This window comes from Enterococcus sp. DIV0703 (assembly GCF_051711065.1).
GTDB classification, from domain to species: Bacteria; Bacillota; Bacilli; order Lactobacillales; family Enterococcaceae; genus Enterococcus_B; species Enterococcus_B hirae.
On sequence record NZ_JBIOLX010000001.1, the window covers coordinates 1555024 to 1574643 of the forward strand.

Consider the following 19620-nt stretch of genomic DNA (forward strand, 5'->3'; position numbering starts at 1 on the left):
CAGCTCTCCTTTAGTTAAATTGAAATGGGTTCGTATCCGTTTCTGAAACAAAGAAATCAACGGTCCAATTTTCTTCTTGTTTCCATTTCTCAAATTTTTCGACAAACTTTTCTTTACATAAAGATTCAATATAATGACCTGGATCAATCGCAATCAAGCCTGCACTTTGCATATCTTGAGCTGTGTGGTAATAGATATCTCCAGTAATATAAACATCCGCTTTTTGAGCTAATGCATAAGGATAGAACTTTTCGCCACTACCACCACAAATGGCGATTCTTTGAACAGTGCTCTTTGTATGAGTTGGACGAACAACTCGTAGCCCTTCTAATTGGAAGACTTCTTTTATTTTAGATACAAAGGTATCTAAATCAAGCGCTTCTGGTAATTCTCCGATTCGACCGATCCCCCAGGTTTGAGTCGGTTCGTCAATTGAAAACAAATCAAATGCTACTTCTTCATAAGGATGGACACGATACATAGCTGATAACACTTTTTCCTCACGGTCTTCAGGAAAAATCACTTCCACTTTAGCTTCTTCTACCTTTTCTAGTTGGCCATTTTTACCAATTGCGGGATGTGCCTGTTCATTCGGTCGAAAACGACCTTCGCCAATACTGGTAAAACTTGTATGATCGTAATGACCTTGTTCACCCGCACCAGCCTCAGCTAAAGCCTTACGTAATTTGTCAGCGTCTTCGATCGGTACATAAACAGCTAGTTTTTTGTAATGCCTTGTATGTGTCTTTAACAAATAATTTTCGACATTGATTCCTAATGCTTCACAAAACCAATCATTCAATCCATCCTCGATAATATCCATATTGGTATGTGCTGCATAGACAGAAATATCATGTTTTAATAAATCAGCATACATTTTTTTTTGTGGATGATCCGTTGTTAATCGTTTAATTGGTCGAAAAATGGGAGGATGTTTAGCAATTAACAAATCAATCTTTTTTTCGATGGCTTCTTGCACAACTTCTGGACGAACATCTAACGTCATCATTATGCGTTGAATCGGTTTATTTAATGTTCCGAGGTGTAGCCCCACAGGATCTCCTTCTTCAGCCAACCATTGAGGACAATATTCTTCAAATTTGCGAATAAATTCATTACCGTTGATCGCCATTAAGCTAAAACCTCCTCGATCATCTGGATTTCTTTTTTTATCGCTTCAACACGTTCTTCTTGGTTCTGTGCTTGTGCCAATTGTTTTAAAATCGCTTGTCTTTGTTTTAATTCTCTTTGCCATTTCTTTTGGAAGACCACTGTTTTTCCTTGCAATAAAAATGGACCAAACAGAATCTCTTCCTCATTATAGATATGCTTCGTCGGTGTTTTTTCAGCTACAATGATTTCATAGATTTTTTTGTTTTCCTCTAAAATCTCTTCTGCAATGATTTGATAGTGATTGTCTTGCAACCATTTTCTCACTGCTTGCTCGCCAATATTTGGTTGGAGAATCAAACGCTCCTTCCCTGTTAAACGATGTTGTTTGGCGCCTGCTTCTAAAATATCTCGAATCAAAGCCCCACCCATACCAGCAATCGTGATCGCATTGATCTGATCTGTTGGCTCAATCGCATCTAATCCGTTAGCTAAACGAACAACGATCCGCTTTTCTAAACCATTTTTCTGTACTTGTTTTTTTGCTGACTCATAAGGGCCTTTCACCACTTCGCCAGCTACAGCAAATTCAATTTTATCCTTTAACATTAATGCAACTGGCAAGTAAGCGTGGTCAGAGCCAATATCTGCTAAAAACGCTCCTGTTGGGACATATTCTCCCACTAATGCTAAGCGTTTCGATAAATCTAAGTGGTTCATACCTTCACTCCTTCCCCCTCATTATAACATTTTCCCTATAAATGAAGGAGATTTGAAAAAGAAAAATTTCAAATCTCCTGATGAGCTATTTGCTTTTACGAAACGTTTAACACTGACTATTCAATAACTCTTACCTCAACGATCGAATTACCAGGAATTTGCGGAGGGATTGACATTGTCATAATTGGTTTTTCTTTTAAAGTAAACTTGATCTCGTCACCTTTTTGAAAAGATTCCTTACCTCCGACTAATTGATCATTCGAAACATTTAGTGTTACACCATCATTATCAAAAGAGGTTCCAATATTCTCGGGGTCTTCGATTTCATCTACATTGACCACTTTGATTTGAATGGTATCATCGACTGAGTCATCAATACTTTCAATTTCACCCTTAAAAATACTTTGTCCTTCGTTAGAAGAATCCTTCGCTTTAGTCGTTGTTTCCGCACTAATCGAATCGATCGATGCCTCATTTTTATCTCCATTACCACAACCTGTTAGCGAAAAAAGTAACCCTGTCGCCAACAAACAAGAAAAAATCACTTTCATATCTTTATCCTCCGGCTAATTATTTACATTACTTCAATTGATGATCGTTCTTTGACTTTTTATTTAGTTGACGATAATCAATATATTCTGTTTTTAGTCGTTCAATTTTGTTTTTGATACTTGTTCATCAGAAATTTATGGTTGTCTTTTTTCGTTACCATGATAACTTTTGATCAGGCATAAGCTTCTCAGTAATCATCACTCTATCCAGTATGACACCACTTTTGTAGCTTGTTACGATCAAAAAAAGTGGCGTTAAGTATGAATTCAGATACACTTTCATCTCAAATTATGAGTTTCTTGAATAACTAAGTGAACATCGAGAGTCATTGAAAAGAGAATTATTTGCAGACTTCTCTCAATTAATTGTTTGCATTGCTTATTTTCCTACCCATCAAAGCAATAGGCAGGAAATAGGGCAATAACTAATTCAGCAAAAGGCTTTCTCGATCACATCTTCTAAGCCTACTAAGGCTACAATTATGACTTCTATGCTTTCTCTTTTCGCTAGCCATTTCTCCGATTGCGTCCAGTCATTTCAATTTCTTTTGTCAAATAACGAATCCGTTCCATGATTCGTTTGGCTTTCAATGGTTCTTCATCTCCACGCTGTGTCACAGCAAGATGTTGTTCCAATTCATTCATTGTAAAATTGGAAGAGAAAAAGGTTGGCAGTTGCTCTTGCATTCGATATTGCAAAATCACACCAAAGACTTCATCTCTGATCCAACTACTCATTGCATCAGCGCCAATGTCATCCATCATTAAAATGGGTGAACGTTTGACCGCATCTAGTTTTTCTGCGACTTGATCTTTTCCAATCGCTTGTTTCATTTCAACAGCAAAAGTTGGAAAATGGACAAGTGTAGTTGTAAAGCCTTTAATGGCTAGTTCTCTGGCAGTCGCTCCTAAAAGATAGGTCTTTCCTATTCCAAAGCTGCCAACTAAATAGAGTCCTTTGTGATAGTCTTTGGGACTTGCACTATAATTTTCCACAAAGTCTAATGCTTCAAAGCTCGCATAGCTCCGTCCATCGGTACGCTCAAAATTATTGAAAGAAGCATCTTGGATATCTTTTGGCATATCGACAGCTTTGATCCGGTTCCTGATTTCTTCTTGTCTTTTCTTCGCCAATAAGGCTTCTGTTGGAACATAAGTCACATCGACATAATGAAAATTCAAGGTTAGCTTGGGCTCATAGCCAGGAGCGATCATCGTAGGGTCATTTTTTCGGTATTTTCGTTTTTCTTGGACAAATTCATATAGTTTTGCATAACTTTTTTCGATATCTGCTTGTGTTAATTCATCTTTGTGATCCGCCAAAAAGGCTTGCACATCTGGATCGTTGAGGACTTCTTCGATCATTTCAGCAAATTTTTGTTGATAATTTCGCTGGCTGATGATCCGCTTTAATTCTTTTCCTACATCTTCCATTAGCTATCTCCCTCCTTCTTGGCAAAATATTCTTTGAATCGTCGTTCGATCTCCGCTTTTTTCTCACTACTGATTTTTTTCTCTTCTTTAGGCTGGTTGACCCAATCCGGTAATTTCTCACGACGAACGTTTCGACGATTAGTTGAATAATTCTGGTTCGTATTTTTAGTATTTTGTTTGACTTTGCTATTGGTTTTCCGAATATGTTCAATGGCTTCTTCTGGGGTCATGATCTTTTTTTGTGCCCATTCGTTAGCGATCGTGTTGACAAAGCTTGCGGTTAAGCTAGGACGATCTTTGATTACTAAGACATAATTGATCAGGATATTGATCAAACTATTCGACAATCCCGATTGTGAAACTAAATCCTGTAAAAGCCAAGTTTCTTGTTTTGACACATAGCCGCCTTTTGCTTGTTTCAGTGCCTCTAAATATTTCATTGGCGGAATGCTTTTGGCTTCGTTCACTAACTGTAGTGTCGCATTTGTCAGAGCAGTTGCTTCCTTAGGTGTCTCATTCTGATTGGCAGAGGTTGCTTCTTCATTTTGATTAGCCAATGTATTTGTTCGCTTCGTCTGTTGGTTCACCAATACGATGCGTTGAAGCTCTTTGACAGATACTGTCTGCTCAGAAAAATCATACGCTTGTACGACCCATTCACCTAATGTCAACTCATCCACGCCATAAAGTAAATGATACATTGTTAACTGTTCCTTCAATGATTCATCTAGATTCATGATATGTTTTTTTGCCAACCAATCTGTCAAAAAGCGCCAATCAAGAGTGGATTGTTCCATGGACTTCCCCAGATCAGTTGATTTGGTTGTAAATGACTGTTGGTTTCCCTCGAGTTTCTCTTGATCTGCAGCATATGTTTTTTCATTAAAGCGATATACTTCTAAAAATTTCTTCGTGATCTTTTGATAATCATTCGTCGAAAAATGTTCCGGCTGAAATAGTTGGATCAACTGATCGAAACGCCGTTGACCGACTTTTTCTAATAGCAGAAAAGACAATAATGTATCTTTAAAAAATGCTAACGGTTCAATTGGCTCAAGTAACTCATAAATAAAACATCCCCCTAAGCTAGGGTCTTCTTTGAAAAAAACTTCTAAAAGTCCGATCCCTTCTAGTTTTTTTCGTGCTTCATAAAGCTGAGGAATACCACAATTCAAGCTACTTAACAGATCAGCATGTAATCCTTCCGGTCCAACGCCTTTTTGTAAAGGAATTTCTGATAGTAAGGTAAAATACAAACTCAAAGCTTCACTGCCGATTAATGGCTGGTAGAGATAAAGTAATGAGGATTTCCCTTCTTCTCTTAGCGGATAGCTTTTTCTTCCTTGGTAGATATTTTTAGGTTGAAGCTCTTTCCATGCGTTATCCAAGGAATTTGGCCTCCTTTTATGACTTGATTTTATTTCTGATTTATTCGTTGTTTTCTTTGTGATTCTCTTTATTATTTTCTTTTGCTTTATCAACGATGTCTTGTAATTCTTTTAAAAACACCGACATATCTTTAAATTGACGATAAACACTGGCAAAACGGATATAAGCAATCTCATCTAAATTGACCAGATCTTCCATCACGTATTCTCCGATCAACGTCGTCGATACTTCATTTTCACCAAGACTTCGCACCCGATTTTCAACATGATTTACGATTTGCTCCATTTGTTCCATCGCAACTGGTCTTTTTTCTGCTGAACGGATTAATCCTCTTAAAATCTTGTCACGATTAAATTCTTCCCGTTCCCCATTTTTTTTGATCACTAATAAAGGTGCTGCTTCAATTCTTTCAAATGTTGTAAAACGAAAAGAACAGTTTTCGCACTCTCGTCTTCGACGAATTGCTCGACCATCATCCGCTTGTCGACTATCAATCACTCGGGAATTGTTATGTTGACATCTAGGACATCTCATTATTTTCACCTCTTAATCTGAAATTTTTCTGATATACATTCATTTAATATATTGAATCAATTTATATAGTATTGATTCAACGAACAGTCAAAGGATAAATTTTCACTCGATAATAGTTACGTAAATAATTACGTATGAAACAATATTTTTATGATTCACTCCTGCTTTTCCATAAAAAAAGTTTCACACATGTAACTAGTTGTATTATAACATGAAACAATTCTTACAGGCGACTCTCCTGTATAAAAAACCTCGTTAGAAGAACCTTTTTTTCAATCGATTGATCGAAATTGTTCCAAAGCAAAACAATTAGGCTTGACTTTCGAGAAAATCGCATGTAAAACAGTGCTTCTTAAAAACTTCTTTCAGGTGCATACTTCAAAAAAAACAGAGAGTGAGACAAAACTTGTCTCACTCTCTGTTTCAACAGTCTAAGTTATACCCATTAAAGTTTTTCTTCAATCCCTGTATAATGTTTCATTCGTTGTTCATCGATTTTTTGTTGTTCAGGAATATGATCGGATTCTGGTAAAGGTGTTTTTTTGTGTGTTGGATCATCTTTTTTTCGTTCTTGTGTCAGATCTTGCTCCTTGGCTTCTTTTTCTGCTTGTTGGTCTTCTAATTCATCGACTCTGGCTTTGTAGCGTTCATCATTTTCTTTTGCAGCTTCTGATTGTGCCCGTCCTTCATCTACCAGTTCATCTTTATTCAAGATCTCTCCTAGTTTTTCTTTTGCAGAACCGACTACTTTATCTTTTTGATTTTTAAAAGTCCCCATACCAATCCCCCTCTTTTCTTTATATTCAGCATAGCAAACTATCTAAATATACTCAAAGAAATCGATTGTTGAAGTCTGAGAGCCAACGTTCGATTTGACAAGTCAGTTCATCCTTACTACCGGAATTGTCAAAAACGATATCTGCTAATTTTTTCTTTTCTTCAATCGGCATCTGGCTTTGTATTCTTTTCTTTGCTTCGTCCAGTGTCAATTGATTTCTTTTCATCAAACGTTGCAATTGAATTTCTTCTGGAAGGTAAACGACTGCTACAGCATCCATTTCCTGTTCATAATGACCTTCAAATAATAAAGGGATATCAACGACAACTAAAGGATAATTTGCTTTTTGTTGCTTAATCTGTTCCGTAATCGCTTGACGGATAAAGGGGTCTAATAAGCGATCAAGTTTTTGTCTTTGTTCTGTCGAATCGAAAATAATCTTAGCTAAAGCTACTCGATCAAGCGAGCCATCTTCTTGAAGGATTTCTTCCCCAAATTCTTGAACGATTGCCGCCAATCCAGGAGTCTGAGGTTGGACGACTTCACGGGCGATGATATCTCCATCGATCATCGGGATTTGGTGACGGCTAAAAACAGCTGCTGCAGTGCTTTTCCCAGTAGCAATCCCACCAGTTAAGCCTAAGACATAGCCTACTTGCTGATTTTTAGTCTTTGGCAATTTGGACAATAGTGAGTCCCCCTTTGCGCTACTTTTGTTTTGACGATCGGTGTATGACAACGAACACATGGTTGACCAGTCTGACCATAGACATGTAAAGCTACTTGAAAGTTACCTGACTCGCCTAACGCATTGAGATAACTCCTGATCGTCGTTCCGCCAGCCTCAATTGCCCGAGACAACACGTCAATAATTGCTTTTCGTAACAACTCTGCTTCTTTGGGCTTCAATGTATCCGCTGGCTGTTCTGGATGGATCTTTGCTTCCCAAAGCGCTTCATCCACATAGATATTCCCTAAACCTGTTACTAACTTTTGATCTAATAATAATGGTTTAATCGCTTTATGAGATTTTTGTAAGCCTAAACGAAAGCCGTCTAATAAAAATGTATCTGGCAACGGTTCTGGACCTAATTTCATGATGCCTTTGTAGGCATCACTCGTTCCTTTTTCAACTAATGTCATTCGTCCAAATTTACGTACATCATGGTATCGGAGTTGGCTACCATCTTCAAAGAAAAAAATGACATGCGTGTGTTTATCGATCGGTTCATTTTTTTCAACAAATTGGTATTTTCCTTCCATACGTAAATGCGAGATCAATTCATAATGACTCAAACGAAAAATTAAAAACTTGCCTCTTCGATCAATAGACAGAATCTCTTCGCCAACTAACGAAGCTTCAAAGATTGCTGTTTCTGGTTGTTCAATGATTCTTGGCCATAAGACTTGGATTTTTTGGATTTTCTTTCCAACGACTAAACGAGACAAGCCTTTTCGTACAGTTTCTACTTCTGGTAATTCTGGCATGTTTTCACCTTCGACTTATTTGCTTTTTTATCTATTTATTGAGCAGATCGGTTCAATAGTGGCAATCAGCTATTTCGCTTCATACCACGTTTTCCCCCAACTACTATCTGTAATCAATGGTACGTGTAAGGACACGGCATGTTCCATGACTTCACTTACTAATTTGTCTAATCGTTCTAATTCTGTTTCTGGCACTTCAAAAACCAATTCATCGTGTACTTGTAACAACATGGTTGCTGATAGTTTTTCTTCTTTTAAGCGTTTATCCAACTCGATCATCGCGATTTTAAGAATATCAGCGGCACTTCCTTGGATTGGGGTATTGATTGCTGTTCTTTCAGCAAAAGAACGTATATTATAATTTCGTGAATTGATATCTGGTAAATAACGTCTGCGATGGTAAAGGGTTTCGACAAATCCTTGTTCCTTTGCTTCACGAACGATACGTTCCATATATTCTTTGACTCCAGGATATTTCTCAAAATACGTATCAATGTACTGTTGCGCTGCTTTTCTTGTAATCCCAAGATTTTGTGATAAACCATAGTCAGAAATGCCATAAACGATCCCAAAATTGACTGCTTTTGCTTGACGACGCATATTTGGTGTGACATCTTCTGCTTTTTCAATCCCAAAAACACGCATAGCAGTACTTGCATGGATATCTTGTCCTTCAAGAAAGGCTGCTTTTAAATGTTCATCATTCGAGATATGAGCTAAGACACGCAATTCGATTTGTGAATAGTCAGATGAATAAATCAACCAGTCTTTTTCTCTAGGCACAAATGCTTGGCGAATCTTTCGCCCTTCATCTAAGCGAATAGGAATATTCTGTAAATTAGGGTCTACTGAACTTAAACGCCCCGTTTGTGTCAATGTTTGAACATATCTGGTATGGACTTTTCCATCAGATTGAATGACTTTTAACAAACCTTCCACATAAGTTGATTGGATCTTGGCGATTTGGCGATACGTCAAGATGTCATCCACGATTGGGGCTTGTTCTCTTAATTGTTCTAAAACATCGACCGCAGTGGAATAGCCCGTCTTCGTTTTCTTGATCACCGGTAACCCCATTTTTTCAAATAAAATGACACCCAGTTGTTTTGGTGAGTTTAAATTGAAGGATTCACCAGCCTCTTGATAGATGGTTTCTTCAATCTCTTTCAATCGATCGGAGAATTCTATTTTCATTTCTTGTAAACGAGAAGCATCAACTTTGATACCAGTGATTTCCATTTCAGCTAAGATGATTGAAAGGGGTAGTTCCATCTCACGGAACAAGGCCATTTGGTTTTTTTCTGTTAATTCTTGACTTAACTTAGGTGTTAAAACATTAATGGCAGATACTTTTCTGGCAAGGTGGGCAAAAAATACTTCTTCCTCTTCCGGTAATCCTTTTTTTGCCCCTTTTCCATAAATTGCTTCATCTGACTGCACTTCATGATAGCCATAATGGGCAGCGATTCCTTCAATATCCGTACTTTTCTCATTTGTATCAAGCAAGTAGGCACCAAGCAAGACATCAAAATCGATCCCTTTTGTTTTCGTGGCATACCGATTTAAAGCCACATAGGTCCGTTTGGCATCATAGACTTTTTTCAACCGTGTTGGATCAGCTAACCAAGCACAAAAAGCTTCGTTCTCAAATAACGCTAGATCATTCGTAACATAAATTTTTTGTTTCGTCCCCCAAGCTACACCCACGATATCTTCTGTATGGTAATTGTCTCCCATCATCTCCACATATAAAGCCATGTCAGTCGTGAACATGTCCTCATGGTATTCATGGACTACTTCAAATAGGATATCTTCAAGTTCTACTTCTTCCTCAACAAGGTCCAGCTTTGCCAGGAATTGTTTAAATTCCATTTCTTTATAAAATGGCACCAATTTCTCTAAGTTTTTCCCTTCATATTTCAATGAATCAATTGAGACTTCAACTGGCGCATCTGTATTGATCGTCGCTAATTGTTTGGATAAGAAAGCTTGTTCTTTATCATTGATCAAATTTTCTTTCATTTTACTTTGTTTCATTTCATCAATATGCTCATAGATCCCTTCAACGGATCCATATTGTTTTAACAATTTGATTGCTGTTTTTTCGCCGATTTTCGTCACACCAGGAATATTGTCTGAAGCGTCTCCTGCCAAACCTTTCATATCAATGATTTGATTTGGCGTCAATCCATCATATTTTTCAGCCACATGTTCAGGTGTGTAACTTTCGATATCACTCACACCTTTCACCGTAATGTCTACTTTGATTTCATTACTAGCTAATTGAGTCAGATCTCGATCACCAGATAAAACAACGACATCAAATTCTTCTTTATTGACTTTTTCGGCTAATGTCCCAATGATGTCATCCGCTTCATAATTAGGTAATTCATAGTATTGGACACCTAGTCCTGTGAGTAATTCACGAATGTAAGGCATCTGTTCTTTAAATTCTCCAGGAGTTTTTGAACGGCCACCTTTGTATTCTGCATACATCTCGGTTCTAAACGTCGTCTTTCCTGCATCGAATGCAACTAATACATGAGTAGGTTGCTCTTTTTGCATCACATTTTCAAACATCGTGTTAAAAGCATAGATCGCATTTGTATGCAACCCATTTCTATTTTTAAACCGTTCTAATGAATTGTGTAAAGCAAAAAATGCGCGAAAAGCAACACTATTTCCATCTACAAGTAATAATTTATTTTTTGTCATCTGCCTAACTCCTTACTGTAAAGTTCTTATTTATTCTAACAAAGAATACTGAGGAAAGCGAAAAGAAAAACGCAAATTAGCCACTTTACTGGACAAAAAAGAGTGAAAAGACTCAATGCTTTTCACTCTCATAATTATTGTTCAACTGAACGATCCATTCAATCGCTTAATTGTTACGTCCGAAAATTCTTAAGAATGCTAAGAACAAGTTGATAAAATCAAGGTATAGTTGCAATGCCAAGAAAACGGCAATCCCACTATGTGCTGTACCATTTGATTCTATATAGATTGACCGGATCTTTTGGTTGTCATATGCGGTAATTCCTGCGAAGATCACGACTAAAAGAAGAGAAATAAACAACTCTACTGCGCTGCTTCGTAAGATAAAGACATTTAAGACCATGGCAATAATGACACCGATCAATGCGGCCATTCCGGCACGGCCGACACCTGTCAAATCTTTTTTAGTAACCAAGCCTACAACGGACATCCCTAAAAACATTCCAGTTGCTGTAATAAACGCTCTGGTAATGCTACCGATATCATACATCGCTAATGTGACAGCTAACGTCATTCCATTCAAGAGCGAATACGCAATAAAACCACCAATAGCTAAACTTGGGTTTTTAGCTGCTTTAACGCCCAATACAACTACTAAAATCAACTCTACGATCCAGAGACCCATAAAGCCTAAAGGGAAATTATTGATGAACGAGAAAACTTGTTGAGGATATACTTGTAATGCGAGATAAGAGATAATCGCACTTAATGCTAGACCTCCTCCTAGATAACCATAGACCTTAGCATAGAAGCGATTCAGTCCTGTTGAAATAGTACCTTGATTATTCATATGTTTCACCTTCACTTTCAAGAGTAATCTCTAATTCTGGTTCGACCGGTGGCTGAACCATCACTACTGCATCCAATACCCGATTTTCTTCGCTATTGTTTGCTTCGACAGAGATTGTCACGACATTTTTCATTTTGTCTACTTTGATAATATCAAACTGAAAAGTCAATGTTTGATAATGGAAAACTGGCTCAATAAAATTGACAGAAAAATTGACTACATGAGACCCAGGACCTGGCAAATGTTTTGAAATTGCACTGGTGATGATGCCCATCAACATGACAGAAGGCACAATCGGTTGTTGGTATTCCGTTTGTTTCGCAAAATCATGTTGGATGTAGAGTGGATTCGCATCATTTGTTAGTCCTAAATACAATAACAGCTGATTGTCTTCAATCGATTCAGTTAAAGACAACGAGTCCCCTTCCTCCAGTTCATTGATGGTTTTTCCTAATTTACGTGGTTTACTTATGTTCAAGTTAGTAACCCTCCAGTTTATATATTGATCACTTCTTATTGTATCAAAACAGTCCAAAAAGGCAAGTTACACTGATTAAAACAAGAAATTATTAACGAAACTGAAAGAAGACAGCGACGTTGATTCCTCTTTTGAAACCCAGAAAGATCAAAAAATCTCTACCTGTTAAGTTTCATTCTTTAACAGATAGAGACTGCTTTACAATCGACTACTTAAAAAATAGATTACAATACATTCTTTGTCGTGCTACTTAATAATTTTTCATACGCTTGTTCAAATTTTTGAACGTCCCCTGCACCCATAAAGATAATGACAGCATCGTGGAAATCAAGTAAAGGAGAAACATTGTCTTCTTTGATCACTTGACCACCTTTTTTGATTTTATTGCCAAGATCTTCAATTTTGACATCGCCCTGTTCTTCTCGAGCAGAGCCAAATATATCACATAGGTAAACTTTATCTGCAAGATCTAGTGCTTCTGCAAACTCATCCATCAAAGCAATTGTGCGGGTAAATGTATGAGGTTGGAAAACTGCAATGATTTCTTTATCAGGGTACTTTTGTCGAGCCCCATCGATTGTTGCTTTGATTTCAGCTGGATGATGAGCATAATCATCTACAACTGTCATATCAGCTACGATTTTTTCGCTGAAGCGACGTTTTACACCTGGGAATGTTAACAATTCTTTCGCTACTTCTTCTTGGTCTAGTTTTTCAAAATAAGCAACTGCGATCACGCCTAATGCGTTTAATATATTATGTTTGCCAAAAGCAGGAACAGTGAAATGTCCCACAAATTCATCTTTGTGGTAAACATCGAAAGCTGACCCCGTCGTTGTGCGTTCGATATTCCGAGCTTGGATATCATCATCTTCAGAAACACCATAATAATAGATCGGAACATCTGCTTCTAATTTTCTTAAGTAAGCATCATCTCCATAGGCAAAGATCGCTTTTTTCACTTGATTTGCCATTGATTGAAATGCGGTAAACACATCATCAATACTTGTATAATAATCTGGATGATCAAAATCAATATTTGTCATGATAACATAATCAGGCGAATATGCTAAGAAATGGCGACGATATTCACAAGCTTCAAATGCAAAAAATTCTGCTTGAGGATCGCCATGTCCTGTGCCATCACCAATTAAATAACTTGTTGGACGAATGCCAGTCAACATATGTGAAAGTAATCCTGTCGTACTCGTTTTACCATGTGAACCAGTCACTGCAATACTCGTGTAGTTTTGGATAAAGTCGCCAATAAAGTCATGATAACGAACAACTTCTAATCCCAACTCTTTCGCTCTTTGAATCTCCTCATGCGTATCTGGGAAAGCATTACCAGCAATGATCGTCATTCCAGGTTGAACATTCTCTGCATCAAAAGGCAAAATTTTGATATTTGCTTTTTCTAAATCCCTTTGTGTAAAGAAATATTTTTCGATATCTGATCCTTGTACTGGTAACCCTTGCTCGTGTAGGACAAGTGCCAATGAGCTCATTCCTGATCCTTTAATACCAACAAAATGGTATAATTTATTTTGATTTTCCATTTGAATCCTCTTCTCTTAAATATCATCCATTATTTTGTTTTCTATTACAACACGTTCCTCATTATCATATAAACCTAAAAAAATTTCAACCAAATATATTTGAAGAGGTTACTTACTTGAAAAATCGTTCAAATTTAAAAACTGGCTAACGCTCTCGTTTGGTCTACTAGGGATGATTTTCTCATGAACGCAAGAAAGTTCCTGAAACAGAAGAACGGATCCGTTGATAGGCTGACCAAACTTTTTGTGGGATGTCCACATGATTCATATAATTTTTCCCATTGGGTCCATAGCCCTGCTCATCATCCTTCAAACGAACCATTTCTCCTAAAACTAACGCATAAAAATAATCTTTCGACCATTGATCGTTCAACTCTGGCTGAGAAAAATGTAACTCTTCCGCTAGTTCAATTAATTGGGGAACAAATGGGACATAGTTACACCATTCTACTCCTGTGCCTTTCCAGACCTTCTCAAAAGTTGCTCTGGTACGTCGCTGTAATGTTGGATCATTCATAAGAAAAATCCGTTCAGGTAGAGCGCCCTTTTTTTGAAGGATCGTCAAGGCATGTTGTGCATTTTCCCCAGAGTTCGTCGAGGTTGTTTCTAAAATGAATCTTTCAGTTGGAATGTGGTATTTTTCTGTTAAGTAACGAAAACACATCTCACTTTCACTGAGTCCATCCTCAAATAAAACCCCTTGCTTTGCAAAATTTTGGCGAAGCACCTTAGTAGCATGTCCGATTCCTCCGACTAGAAAGATTTGCTGCACTTGTCCTTGCAAATACAGTTCAGCTGCCTTATCAGCAAGAATCGGTAAGCCATTGCCTGCTAGAATCACTATTGGTGCCGAATCATTTGTTCTTTGATCACTTGCATCAGCCAAAAAGGATAGCAAACAATTCCAATCTTTCAATTGTTCCCCTTGATTCGTCATGAGCTTCTTTCTCCTTTTTAAGACATTTTACTTACTGGAAAGCTGTTCATTTGGCATTTTATCCAGTGTTTCCTTCCAAATCAAATGCCCTCGACATTTCCCGCAAACATAGCGTTTGGTATCGATTTTTCGTTTGCGGTAAATATCGGTTGTACAACTAGCACACTGATACCATTCAATTTTAGTCGTTTTCTTAGCAGAAAGAGCAGGAGCGTATCTTAAACCACCCGTTTTTTTTAGTAAGGCCTTAAAATCAGCATCTCGATGACGATAACCTTTATTAGCTAAATGCAAATGATAATGACATAATTCATGTTTAATGATTGCAACTTTTGTCGCTTCATCCACTTCTTGAAACATCTTCCAATTAAAATCTAAATGATGGTCGTTTAAGTGATAACGTCCCCCTGTAGATCGCAAACGAGAATTGAATTTTGCTTGATGCTTAAAGGGCAATGAAAAACTATCTAGCGAGATTTTTTCAACGAGTTGCTGCAATTCGATTTCTGTCACTTTATTTCGCCTCATAAGGGGAAAGCATCGTTAAACTGATTCTTCCTTTATTGACATCAACAGCTTCAATCCAAACTGTTACAACATCGCCTACAGAAACAACATCAGTAGGATGTTTAACAAATTTTTTACTTAATTTAGAAAGATGAACTAATCCGTCTTGCTTTACACCGATATCAACAAACGCACCAAAGTCGATTACATTCCGTACAGTCCCTTTCAACTCCATCCCTGGTTTCAAATCTTCCATACTTAAAACATCTGAACGCAAGAGTGGGGCTGGCATTTCATCCCGCATATCTCTACCAGGTCGGGTTAACCCTTCAAGAATATCAGTTAACGTTTCTTCTCCTACAGATAATGTTTTGGATAAATGAGTGGAAGAAAGTTGAGATAGGGTTTCGATTGCTTCTTTTTTACCTAATGCTTTCTCTGATAACCCGTTGCTTTTTAGAATTTCTTTTGCAATTGGATAGCTTTCCGGGTGAATGCCTGTATTATCAAGAATGTTTTTCCCACCTGGTACACGGATAAACCCGATCGCTTGCTCATAAGCCTTTGGTCCTAAGCGAGGAACTTTTTTCAATTGCGCTCGCGTCTCAAACGCACCATTTTCTTCTCGATAAGTCACAATATTTTGAGCAGTTGTTTTATTCAAACCAGAGATGTGTTGCAATAATTGAGGGCTTGCAGTATTAACATCCACACCCACTTGATTGACCACAGTTTCTACTACAAAATCTAATTGTTCCGCTAAACGTTTTTGAGAAACATCATGTTGGTATTGTCCAACTCCTACAGCTTTAGGATCAATCTTCACTAATTCAGCTAATGGATCTTGCAAACGTCGAGCGATCGACACTGCACTTCGCTCTTCCACTTGGAGGTCAGGAAATTCTTTGCGGGCAATATCACTTGCAGAATAAACAGAAGCTCCCGCCTCATTCACGATCGCATAGTACGCTTTATGATCAGCTGATTTTAATTGTTCAGCAACAAATTGTTCTGATTCACGGCTAGCAGTACCATTCCCTATTGCGACCATATCTACTTGGTATTGGTTGATCAATTGAACAAAAGCAGGTCCTGCAGCTTCACGTTTCGCTTGAGAAGCAGGTTTATGCGGATAGATGACTTCAATTGCCAAAACTTTACCTGTCGCATCTACTACAGCTAACTTACATCCTGTACGATAGGCTGGATCGAATCCTAAAACGACTTTTCCTTTTAAAGGAGGTTGTAACAAGAGATTACGGAGGTTTTCTCCAAAGATCGCAATTGCTTGCTCATCAGCTTTTTCAGTTAATTCATTGCGCACTTCCCGCTCAATCGCAGGTTGAATAAATCGTTTGTAACTATCTTGATAAGCATTCCTAACAAACATAGTTGCGGGAGAAGCTGGGTTATTGATCAATTGCCGCTCCAGATAAGACAAAATAGGTTCCTCTTCCACTTGGAGTCCGACTTTCAAAATGCCTTCTTTTTCACCACGATTCGTCGCTAAAATGCGATGAGAGACGATTTTATGAATGGGTTCGGCATAATCATAATACATTTCATATACCGCTTTTTCATCTAGCTCCTTCTTTTTAACGACACTGACATAAGAACCTTTATTGTAGGTATAGGAGCGTACCCACGTTCTGTAAGTTGCATTATCACTGACTTCTTCAGCAATGATTTCGTGAGCGCCTTGCAATACTTCCTCGACCGTATGAACTTCTTTTTCATCATTGAGGTATTTTTTTGCTTCTGCATAGACATCTTCATTGGGCAATTGGCGAAGCCACTGGGCAAAAGGCTCTAATCCTTTTTCTTTTGCGATCGTCGCTTTCGTTCTGCGTTTTTGTTTATAAGGACGATACAAGTCTTCTACTTGTTGCATTTTAACTGCTAAAGTAATGTCTTTTTTCAATTCTGGCGTTAGCTTACCTTGTTCATCGATTAAACGAATCACTTCTTTTTTTCGTTTCTCTAAGTTCTCTAAATAAGCATAGCGCTCTTCAATTTCTCGAATTTGTACCTCATCTAAGCTACCGGTCATTTCTTTTCGGTAACGTGCAATAAATGGGACAGTATTTCCTTCGTTCAATAAATTCAATACGGTGGTAAGTTGTTTTGAATGATACATCGTTAGTTCTTTTTGAACTAACTGGACAATTGTTTGATTTAAATTCTCTGCCATTAATATACTCCCTTTTTAAGTTAAAGCCATTTTCATTATTCCCTGTTTCTAAATAAAAATGGTGGATTTTCTCACATACTTATTTATTTTATCATATTTGATAACAGTACTTATAGCAGCTCTTAGCAAAACAAATCAATCACACTAAAAATCCCCTATAATAGTTGAGGAATTTGAGTTTCCTCAATACTTTTATAAGGAATCATGTACTGTTATCCTGATCCATTAATTTCCTTGCCACGGTCCTTCAGTGTTTTGATACTCAATGTCTTGAACGATACCAGTTTCATCAAAAACCACACCATGCATCGATCCACCAAAGACTGCTCCACCGTCAATTCCGATTTTCTTATCGTGAATCCATAAATCTGTCGTTTCCATATCTCCGTGTAGCATAGGGGTAATGGTATGACCAAAAACGATTGTTTTTCCTGTATTATTTTTACCTTCATGGAAAGGTTCGCGGATCCAGATGAAATCATGAGGGTTTGTATCATGCCAATCTTTTTTAGTTAAGTCAACCCCTGCATGGACAAAGAGATAATTATGCCATTCATAATAAAGCGGCCGCTCACATAAAAAATCAATCAGTTCGCCATATCGTGAGCGAATCATCAACGCAATCTCTGTGGGCGAATACTCTTCAGTTGACCCAGGGTGTAAAAGACTGTCAAATGTTTCTTTGCCACCATTTCGTAAATAGGGCTCATACCAGTCTTCAGGACTTTGGAGGAACTGCAAAAAGTACTCTTCGTGGTTTCCTCGAAGATAAATCGCGTTATTTTCTTTGACTAGTTGCATACCTAGTAAAAAACATTCTTTCGTGTTAGGGCCTCTATCATTCAAATCCCCCATCAATACTAATTGATGATTTAATGGATCAAATTCGTTGACCAATTTTTTAAAGAGATCGTATTTTCCATGAACATCGCCAATCGCATACACCCACTTTTTCATGATGAAACTCTCCCTTTCCATTGTAGTATAACGTATCTTTCGCATAGATTTACACTTATCGAAAAGGTTTTTCCCTTTCCTATACTGATTTTCTCAATAAAAAGAAAAAAAGACAAGCCAAAAATAAAGATAGCAAAGGAATTCCCTTATTCACTCAGCGCTCAGCTAGAGCTAGGTGATTGGAGAACAGCTTCTCCTGCTATGTTTATTTTTCAGCTTGTCACTAAATGCTAGTTAAAAAAAGCAGCTAATTTTTCTTCTACTTCTTTTTCAGACAGTTGATGCTCTTTGATGTAGCGGTTTTGTGGATGTTTTGCGCATTCGATCGAACAAGAACCTAAATGTTTTTCTTCATTTTCAACAGAAGTCAACATCTGACGATTGCATTCAGGATTGCCACAATTGATGTAGCGTTCGCAAGGCGTACCGTCGAACCAATCTTTACCTACGATTCGTTTATCCACTTGATTGATATCAACTGCAATACGTTCATCAAACACATACATCTTACCGTCCCACAATTCTCCTTGAACTTCAGGGTCTTTTCCATAAGTTGCGATCCCGCCGTGTAGTTGACCAACATCTTTGAAGCCTTCACGGACTAACCAACCAGAAAATTTTTCGCAACGAATCCCACCAGTACAATAAGTAACCACTCGTTTTTCCATAAATTCTTCTTTATGATCACGGATCCATTTAGGGAGTTCCCTAAAGCTTCTAATATCAGGACGAACAGCCCCACGAAAATGTCCTAGATCATACTCGTAATCATTTCTGGCATCAATGACAACAGTATCTTCATCTAAAATTGCCTCTTTGAATTCTTTTGGTGAGAGATAATCTCCTGTCAATTCGTGAGGATCGATATCGTCTTCTAATTTCAAAGAAACAAGTTCTGGTCGTGCACGAACAAACATTTTCTTAAATGCGTGGCCTTCACTTGGATCAATTTTAAAAAATGTATCAGCAAAACGCTCGTCTTGATGCATCATCGCCATATATTTTTCAGTTTCCTCGATCGTTCCAGACAATGTGCCGTTGATTCCCTCTTTGGCAACTAAGATTCTTCCTTTTAAATTCAACGATTTACAAAAGGCTAAATGTTCCTTCGCAAATTGCTCTGGGTCTTCAATGGTTGTGTAGTTGTAATAAAGTAATACTTGGTAATCCATGTTTTCTTTCCTTCCTTCTCTTCTCTCCAGAATAGTATAAAAAAAGTAAGGTTCGTTTGACGATATTTATGCTTGTGTATTTATGTTCAAACTTTTCAGTTAACATAATATAATTATCGTTTTTTAATTTAGGCAAACTTTACTACGTAAAAGATGGAATAAGATGACCTCAACGATGGAATGACCATTTACATAAACTAGGTTCTACCAAGTGAAAAACACCCACTCTACTAGTCGCTAAACATGACCT

Annotated in this window: 18 protein-coding genes; all 18 read right to left on the reverse strand. The window is 37.6% G+C overall.

Translation table 11 applies throughout. The features are described 5' to 3' along the window. Positions 1–10: 10 nt before the first annotated feature. Positions 11–1132: a Nif3-like dinuclear metal center hexameric protein gene (locus tag IGK81_RS07090; RefSeq protein ID WP_412003851.1), complete on the reverse strand. Its 1122-nt coding sequence runs from the start codon at positions 1130–1132 to the stop codon at positions 11–13. Continuing rightward, positions 1132–1830 (reverse strand): tRNA (adenine(22)-N(1))-methyltransferase, encoded by a 699-nt coding sequence (locus IGK81_RS07095; RefSeq protein ID WP_034698175.1) that lies wholly within the window; start codon positions 1828–1830, stop codon positions 1132–1134. Before IGK81_RS07095 ends, IGK81_RS07090 begins: the two co-directional genes overlap by 1 nt. 116 nt (positions 1831–1946) lie before the next feature. Next, positions 1947–2381 (reverse strand): LptM family lipoprotein, encoded by a 435-nt coding sequence (locus IGK81_RS07100; RefSeq protein WP_010737674.1) that lies wholly within the window; start codon positions 2379–2381, stop codon positions 1947–1949. 507 nt (positions 2382–2888) lie between these two features. Then, entirely contained in the window at positions 2889–3815 is a 927-nt protein-coding gene (gene dnaI, locus IGK81_RS07105) for a primosomal protein DnaI (RefSeq protein ID WP_034698177.1), read from the reverse strand. After that, positions 3815–5203 carry a replication initiation and membrane attachment family protein gene (locus IGK81_RS07110; RefSeq protein ID WP_010737676.1) on the reverse strand — a complete coding sequence of 463 codons (1389 nt, stop codon included), beginning with the start codon at positions 5201–5203 and terminating at the stop codon, positions 3815–3817. Before IGK81_RS07110 ends, dnaI begins: the two co-directional genes overlap by 1 nt. A 40-nt stretch (positions 5204–5243) precedes the next feature. Beyond that, positions 5244–5738 carry a transcriptional regulator NrdR gene (gene nrdR, locus IGK81_RS07115; RefSeq protein ID WP_010719039.1) on the reverse strand — a complete coding sequence of 165 codons (495 nt, stop codon included), beginning with the start codon at positions 5736–5738 and terminating at the stop codon, positions 5244–5246. A gap of 445 nt (positions 5739–6183) precedes the next feature. Continuing rightward, positions 6184–6516, reverse strand: coding sequence for a hypothetical protein (locus tag IGK81_RS07120; RefSeq protein WP_010737677.1), 333 nt, complete (start codon positions 6514–6516; stop codon positions 6184–6186). 52 nt (positions 6517–6568) lie between these two features. Then, positions 6569–7204, reverse strand: coding sequence for a dephospho-CoA kinase (gene coaE, locus IGK81_RS07125; protein WP_010719037.1), 636 nt, complete (start codon positions 7202–7204; stop codon positions 6569–6571). After that, positions 7168–8004, reverse strand: coding sequence for a DNA-formamidopyrimidine glycosylase (mutM, locus tag IGK81_RS07130; protein WP_010737678.1), 837 nt, complete (start codon positions 8002–8004; stop codon positions 7168–7170). The genes coaE and mutM overlap by 37 nt, the downstream gene beginning before the upstream one ends. Positions 8005–8073: 69 nt before the next feature. Beyond that, on the reverse strand, positions 8074–10719 hold the full coding sequence (gene polA / locus IGK81_RS07135) for a DNA polymerase I (RefSeq protein WP_010737679.1): 2646 nt from the start codon (positions 10717–10719) through the stop codon (positions 8074–8076). A 166-nt stretch (positions 10720–10885) separates the two neighbouring features. Beyond that, positions 10886–11569 carry a Bax inhibitor-1/YccA family protein gene (locus IGK81_RS07140; RefSeq protein ID WP_034698179.1) on the reverse strand — a complete coding sequence of 228 codons (684 nt, stop codon included), beginning with the start codon at positions 11567–11569 and terminating at the stop codon, positions 10886–10888. Next, positions 11562–12047, reverse strand: coding sequence for a MaoC/PaaZ C-terminal domain-containing protein (locus IGK81_RS07145; protein ID WP_010737681.1), 486 nt, complete (start codon positions 12045–12047; stop codon positions 11562–11564). The genes IGK81_RS07140 and IGK81_RS07145 overlap by 8 nt, the downstream gene beginning before the upstream one ends. A 224-nt stretch (positions 12048–12271) precedes the next feature. After that, a complete protein-coding gene (murC, locus tag IGK81_RS07150) occupies positions 12272–13606 on the reverse strand; it encodes a UDP-N-acetylmuramate--L-alanine ligase (protein ID WP_010737682.1) in 1335 nt (444 codons plus the stop codon). Positions 13607–13787: 181 nt separating this feature from the next. Next, positions 13788–14543 carry a YdcF family protein gene (locus IGK81_RS07155; protein WP_010737683.1) on the reverse strand — a complete coding sequence of 252 codons (756 nt, stop codon included), beginning with the start codon at positions 14541–14543 and terminating at the stop codon, positions 13788–13790. A 27-nt stretch (positions 14544–14570) separates the two neighbouring features. Continuing rightward, complete coding sequence (locus IGK81_RS07160; RefSeq protein ID WP_034698181.1) at positions 14571–15056, reverse strand: SprT family protein; 486 nt, start codon at positions 15054–15056, stop codon at positions 14571–14573. 1 nt (position 15057) lies between these two features. Further along, the gene (locus tag IGK81_RS07165) at positions 15058–17241 is read right to left on the reverse strand and encodes a Tex family protein (RefSeq protein ID WP_034698183.1); all 2184 of its coding nucleotides are present in this window, start codon (positions 17239–17241) and stop codon (positions 15058–15060) included. 225 nt (positions 17242–17466) lie between these two features. Next, a complete protein-coding gene (locus tag IGK81_RS07170; RefSeq protein WP_010719028.1) occupies positions 17467–18198 on the reverse strand; it encodes a metallophosphoesterase family protein in 732 nt (243 codons plus the stop codon). Between the two features lie 230 nt (positions 18199–18428). Beyond that, positions 18429–19370: an oxygen-dependent tRNA uridine(34) hydroxylase TrhO gene (trhO, locus tag IGK81_RS07175; RefSeq protein WP_010719027.1), complete on the reverse strand. Its 942-nt coding sequence runs from the start codon at positions 19368–19370 to the stop codon at positions 18429–18431. Positions 19371–19620 lie beyond the last annotated feature (250 nt).

Excerpts from the sequence above, each read along its gene's own strand:
- IGK81_RS07095 (WP_034698175.1), bottom strand. The coding sequence starts at position 1,830 with ATGAACCACTTAGATTTATCGAAACGCTTAGCATTAGTGGGAGAATAT.
- IGK81_RS07170 (WP_010719028.1), bottom strand. The coding sequence starts at position 18,198 with ATGAAAAAGTGGGTGTATGCGATTGGCGATGTTCATGGAAAATACGAT.
- IGK81_RS07155 (WP_010737683.1), bottom strand. The coding sequence starts at position 14,543 with ATGACGAATCAAGGGGAACAATTGAAAGATTGGAATTGTTTGCTATCC.
- IGK81_RS07100 (WP_010737674.1), bottom strand. The coding sequence starts at position 2,381 with ATGAAAGTGATTTTTTCTTGTTTGTTGGCGACAGGGTTACTTTTTTCG.
- IGK81_RS07165 (WP_034698183.1), bottom strand. The coding sequence starts at position 17,241 with ATGGCAGAGAATTTAAATCAAACAATTGTCCAGTTAGTTCAAAAAGAA.
- IGK81_RS07120 (WP_010737677.1), bottom strand. The coding sequence starts at position 6,516 with ATGGGGACTTTTAAAAATCAAAAAGATAAAGTAGTCGGTTCTGCAAAA.
- murC (WP_010737682.1), bottom strand. The coding sequence starts at position 13,606 with ATGGAAAATCAAAATAAATTATACCATTTTGTTGGTATTAAAGGATCA.
- trhO (WP_010719027.1), bottom strand. The coding sequence starts at position 19,370 with ATGGATTACCAAGTATTACTTTATTACAACTACACAACCATTGAAGAC.
- nrdR (WP_010719039.1), bottom strand. The coding sequence starts at position 5,738 with ATGAGATGTCCTAGATGTCAACATAACAATTCCCGAGTGATTGATAGT.
- dnaI (WP_034698177.1), bottom strand. The coding sequence starts at position 3,815 with ATGGAAGATGTAGGAAAAGAATTAAAGCGGATCATCAGCCAGCGAAAT.
- mutM (WP_010737678.1), bottom strand. The coding sequence starts at position 8,004 with ATGCCAGAATTACCAGAAGTAGAAACTGTACGAAAAGGCTTGTCTCGT.
- polA (WP_010737679.1), bottom strand. The coding sequence starts at position 10,719 with ATGACAAAAAATAAATTATTACTTGTAGATGGAAATAGTGTTGCTTTT.
- IGK81_RS07090 (WP_412003851.1), bottom strand. The coding sequence starts at position 1,132 with ATGGCGATCAACGGTAATGAATTTATTCGCAAATTTGAAGAATATTGT.
- IGK81_RS07140 (WP_034698179.1), bottom strand. The coding sequence starts at position 11,569 with ATGAATAATCAAGGTACTATTTCAACAGGACTGAATCGCTTCTATGCT.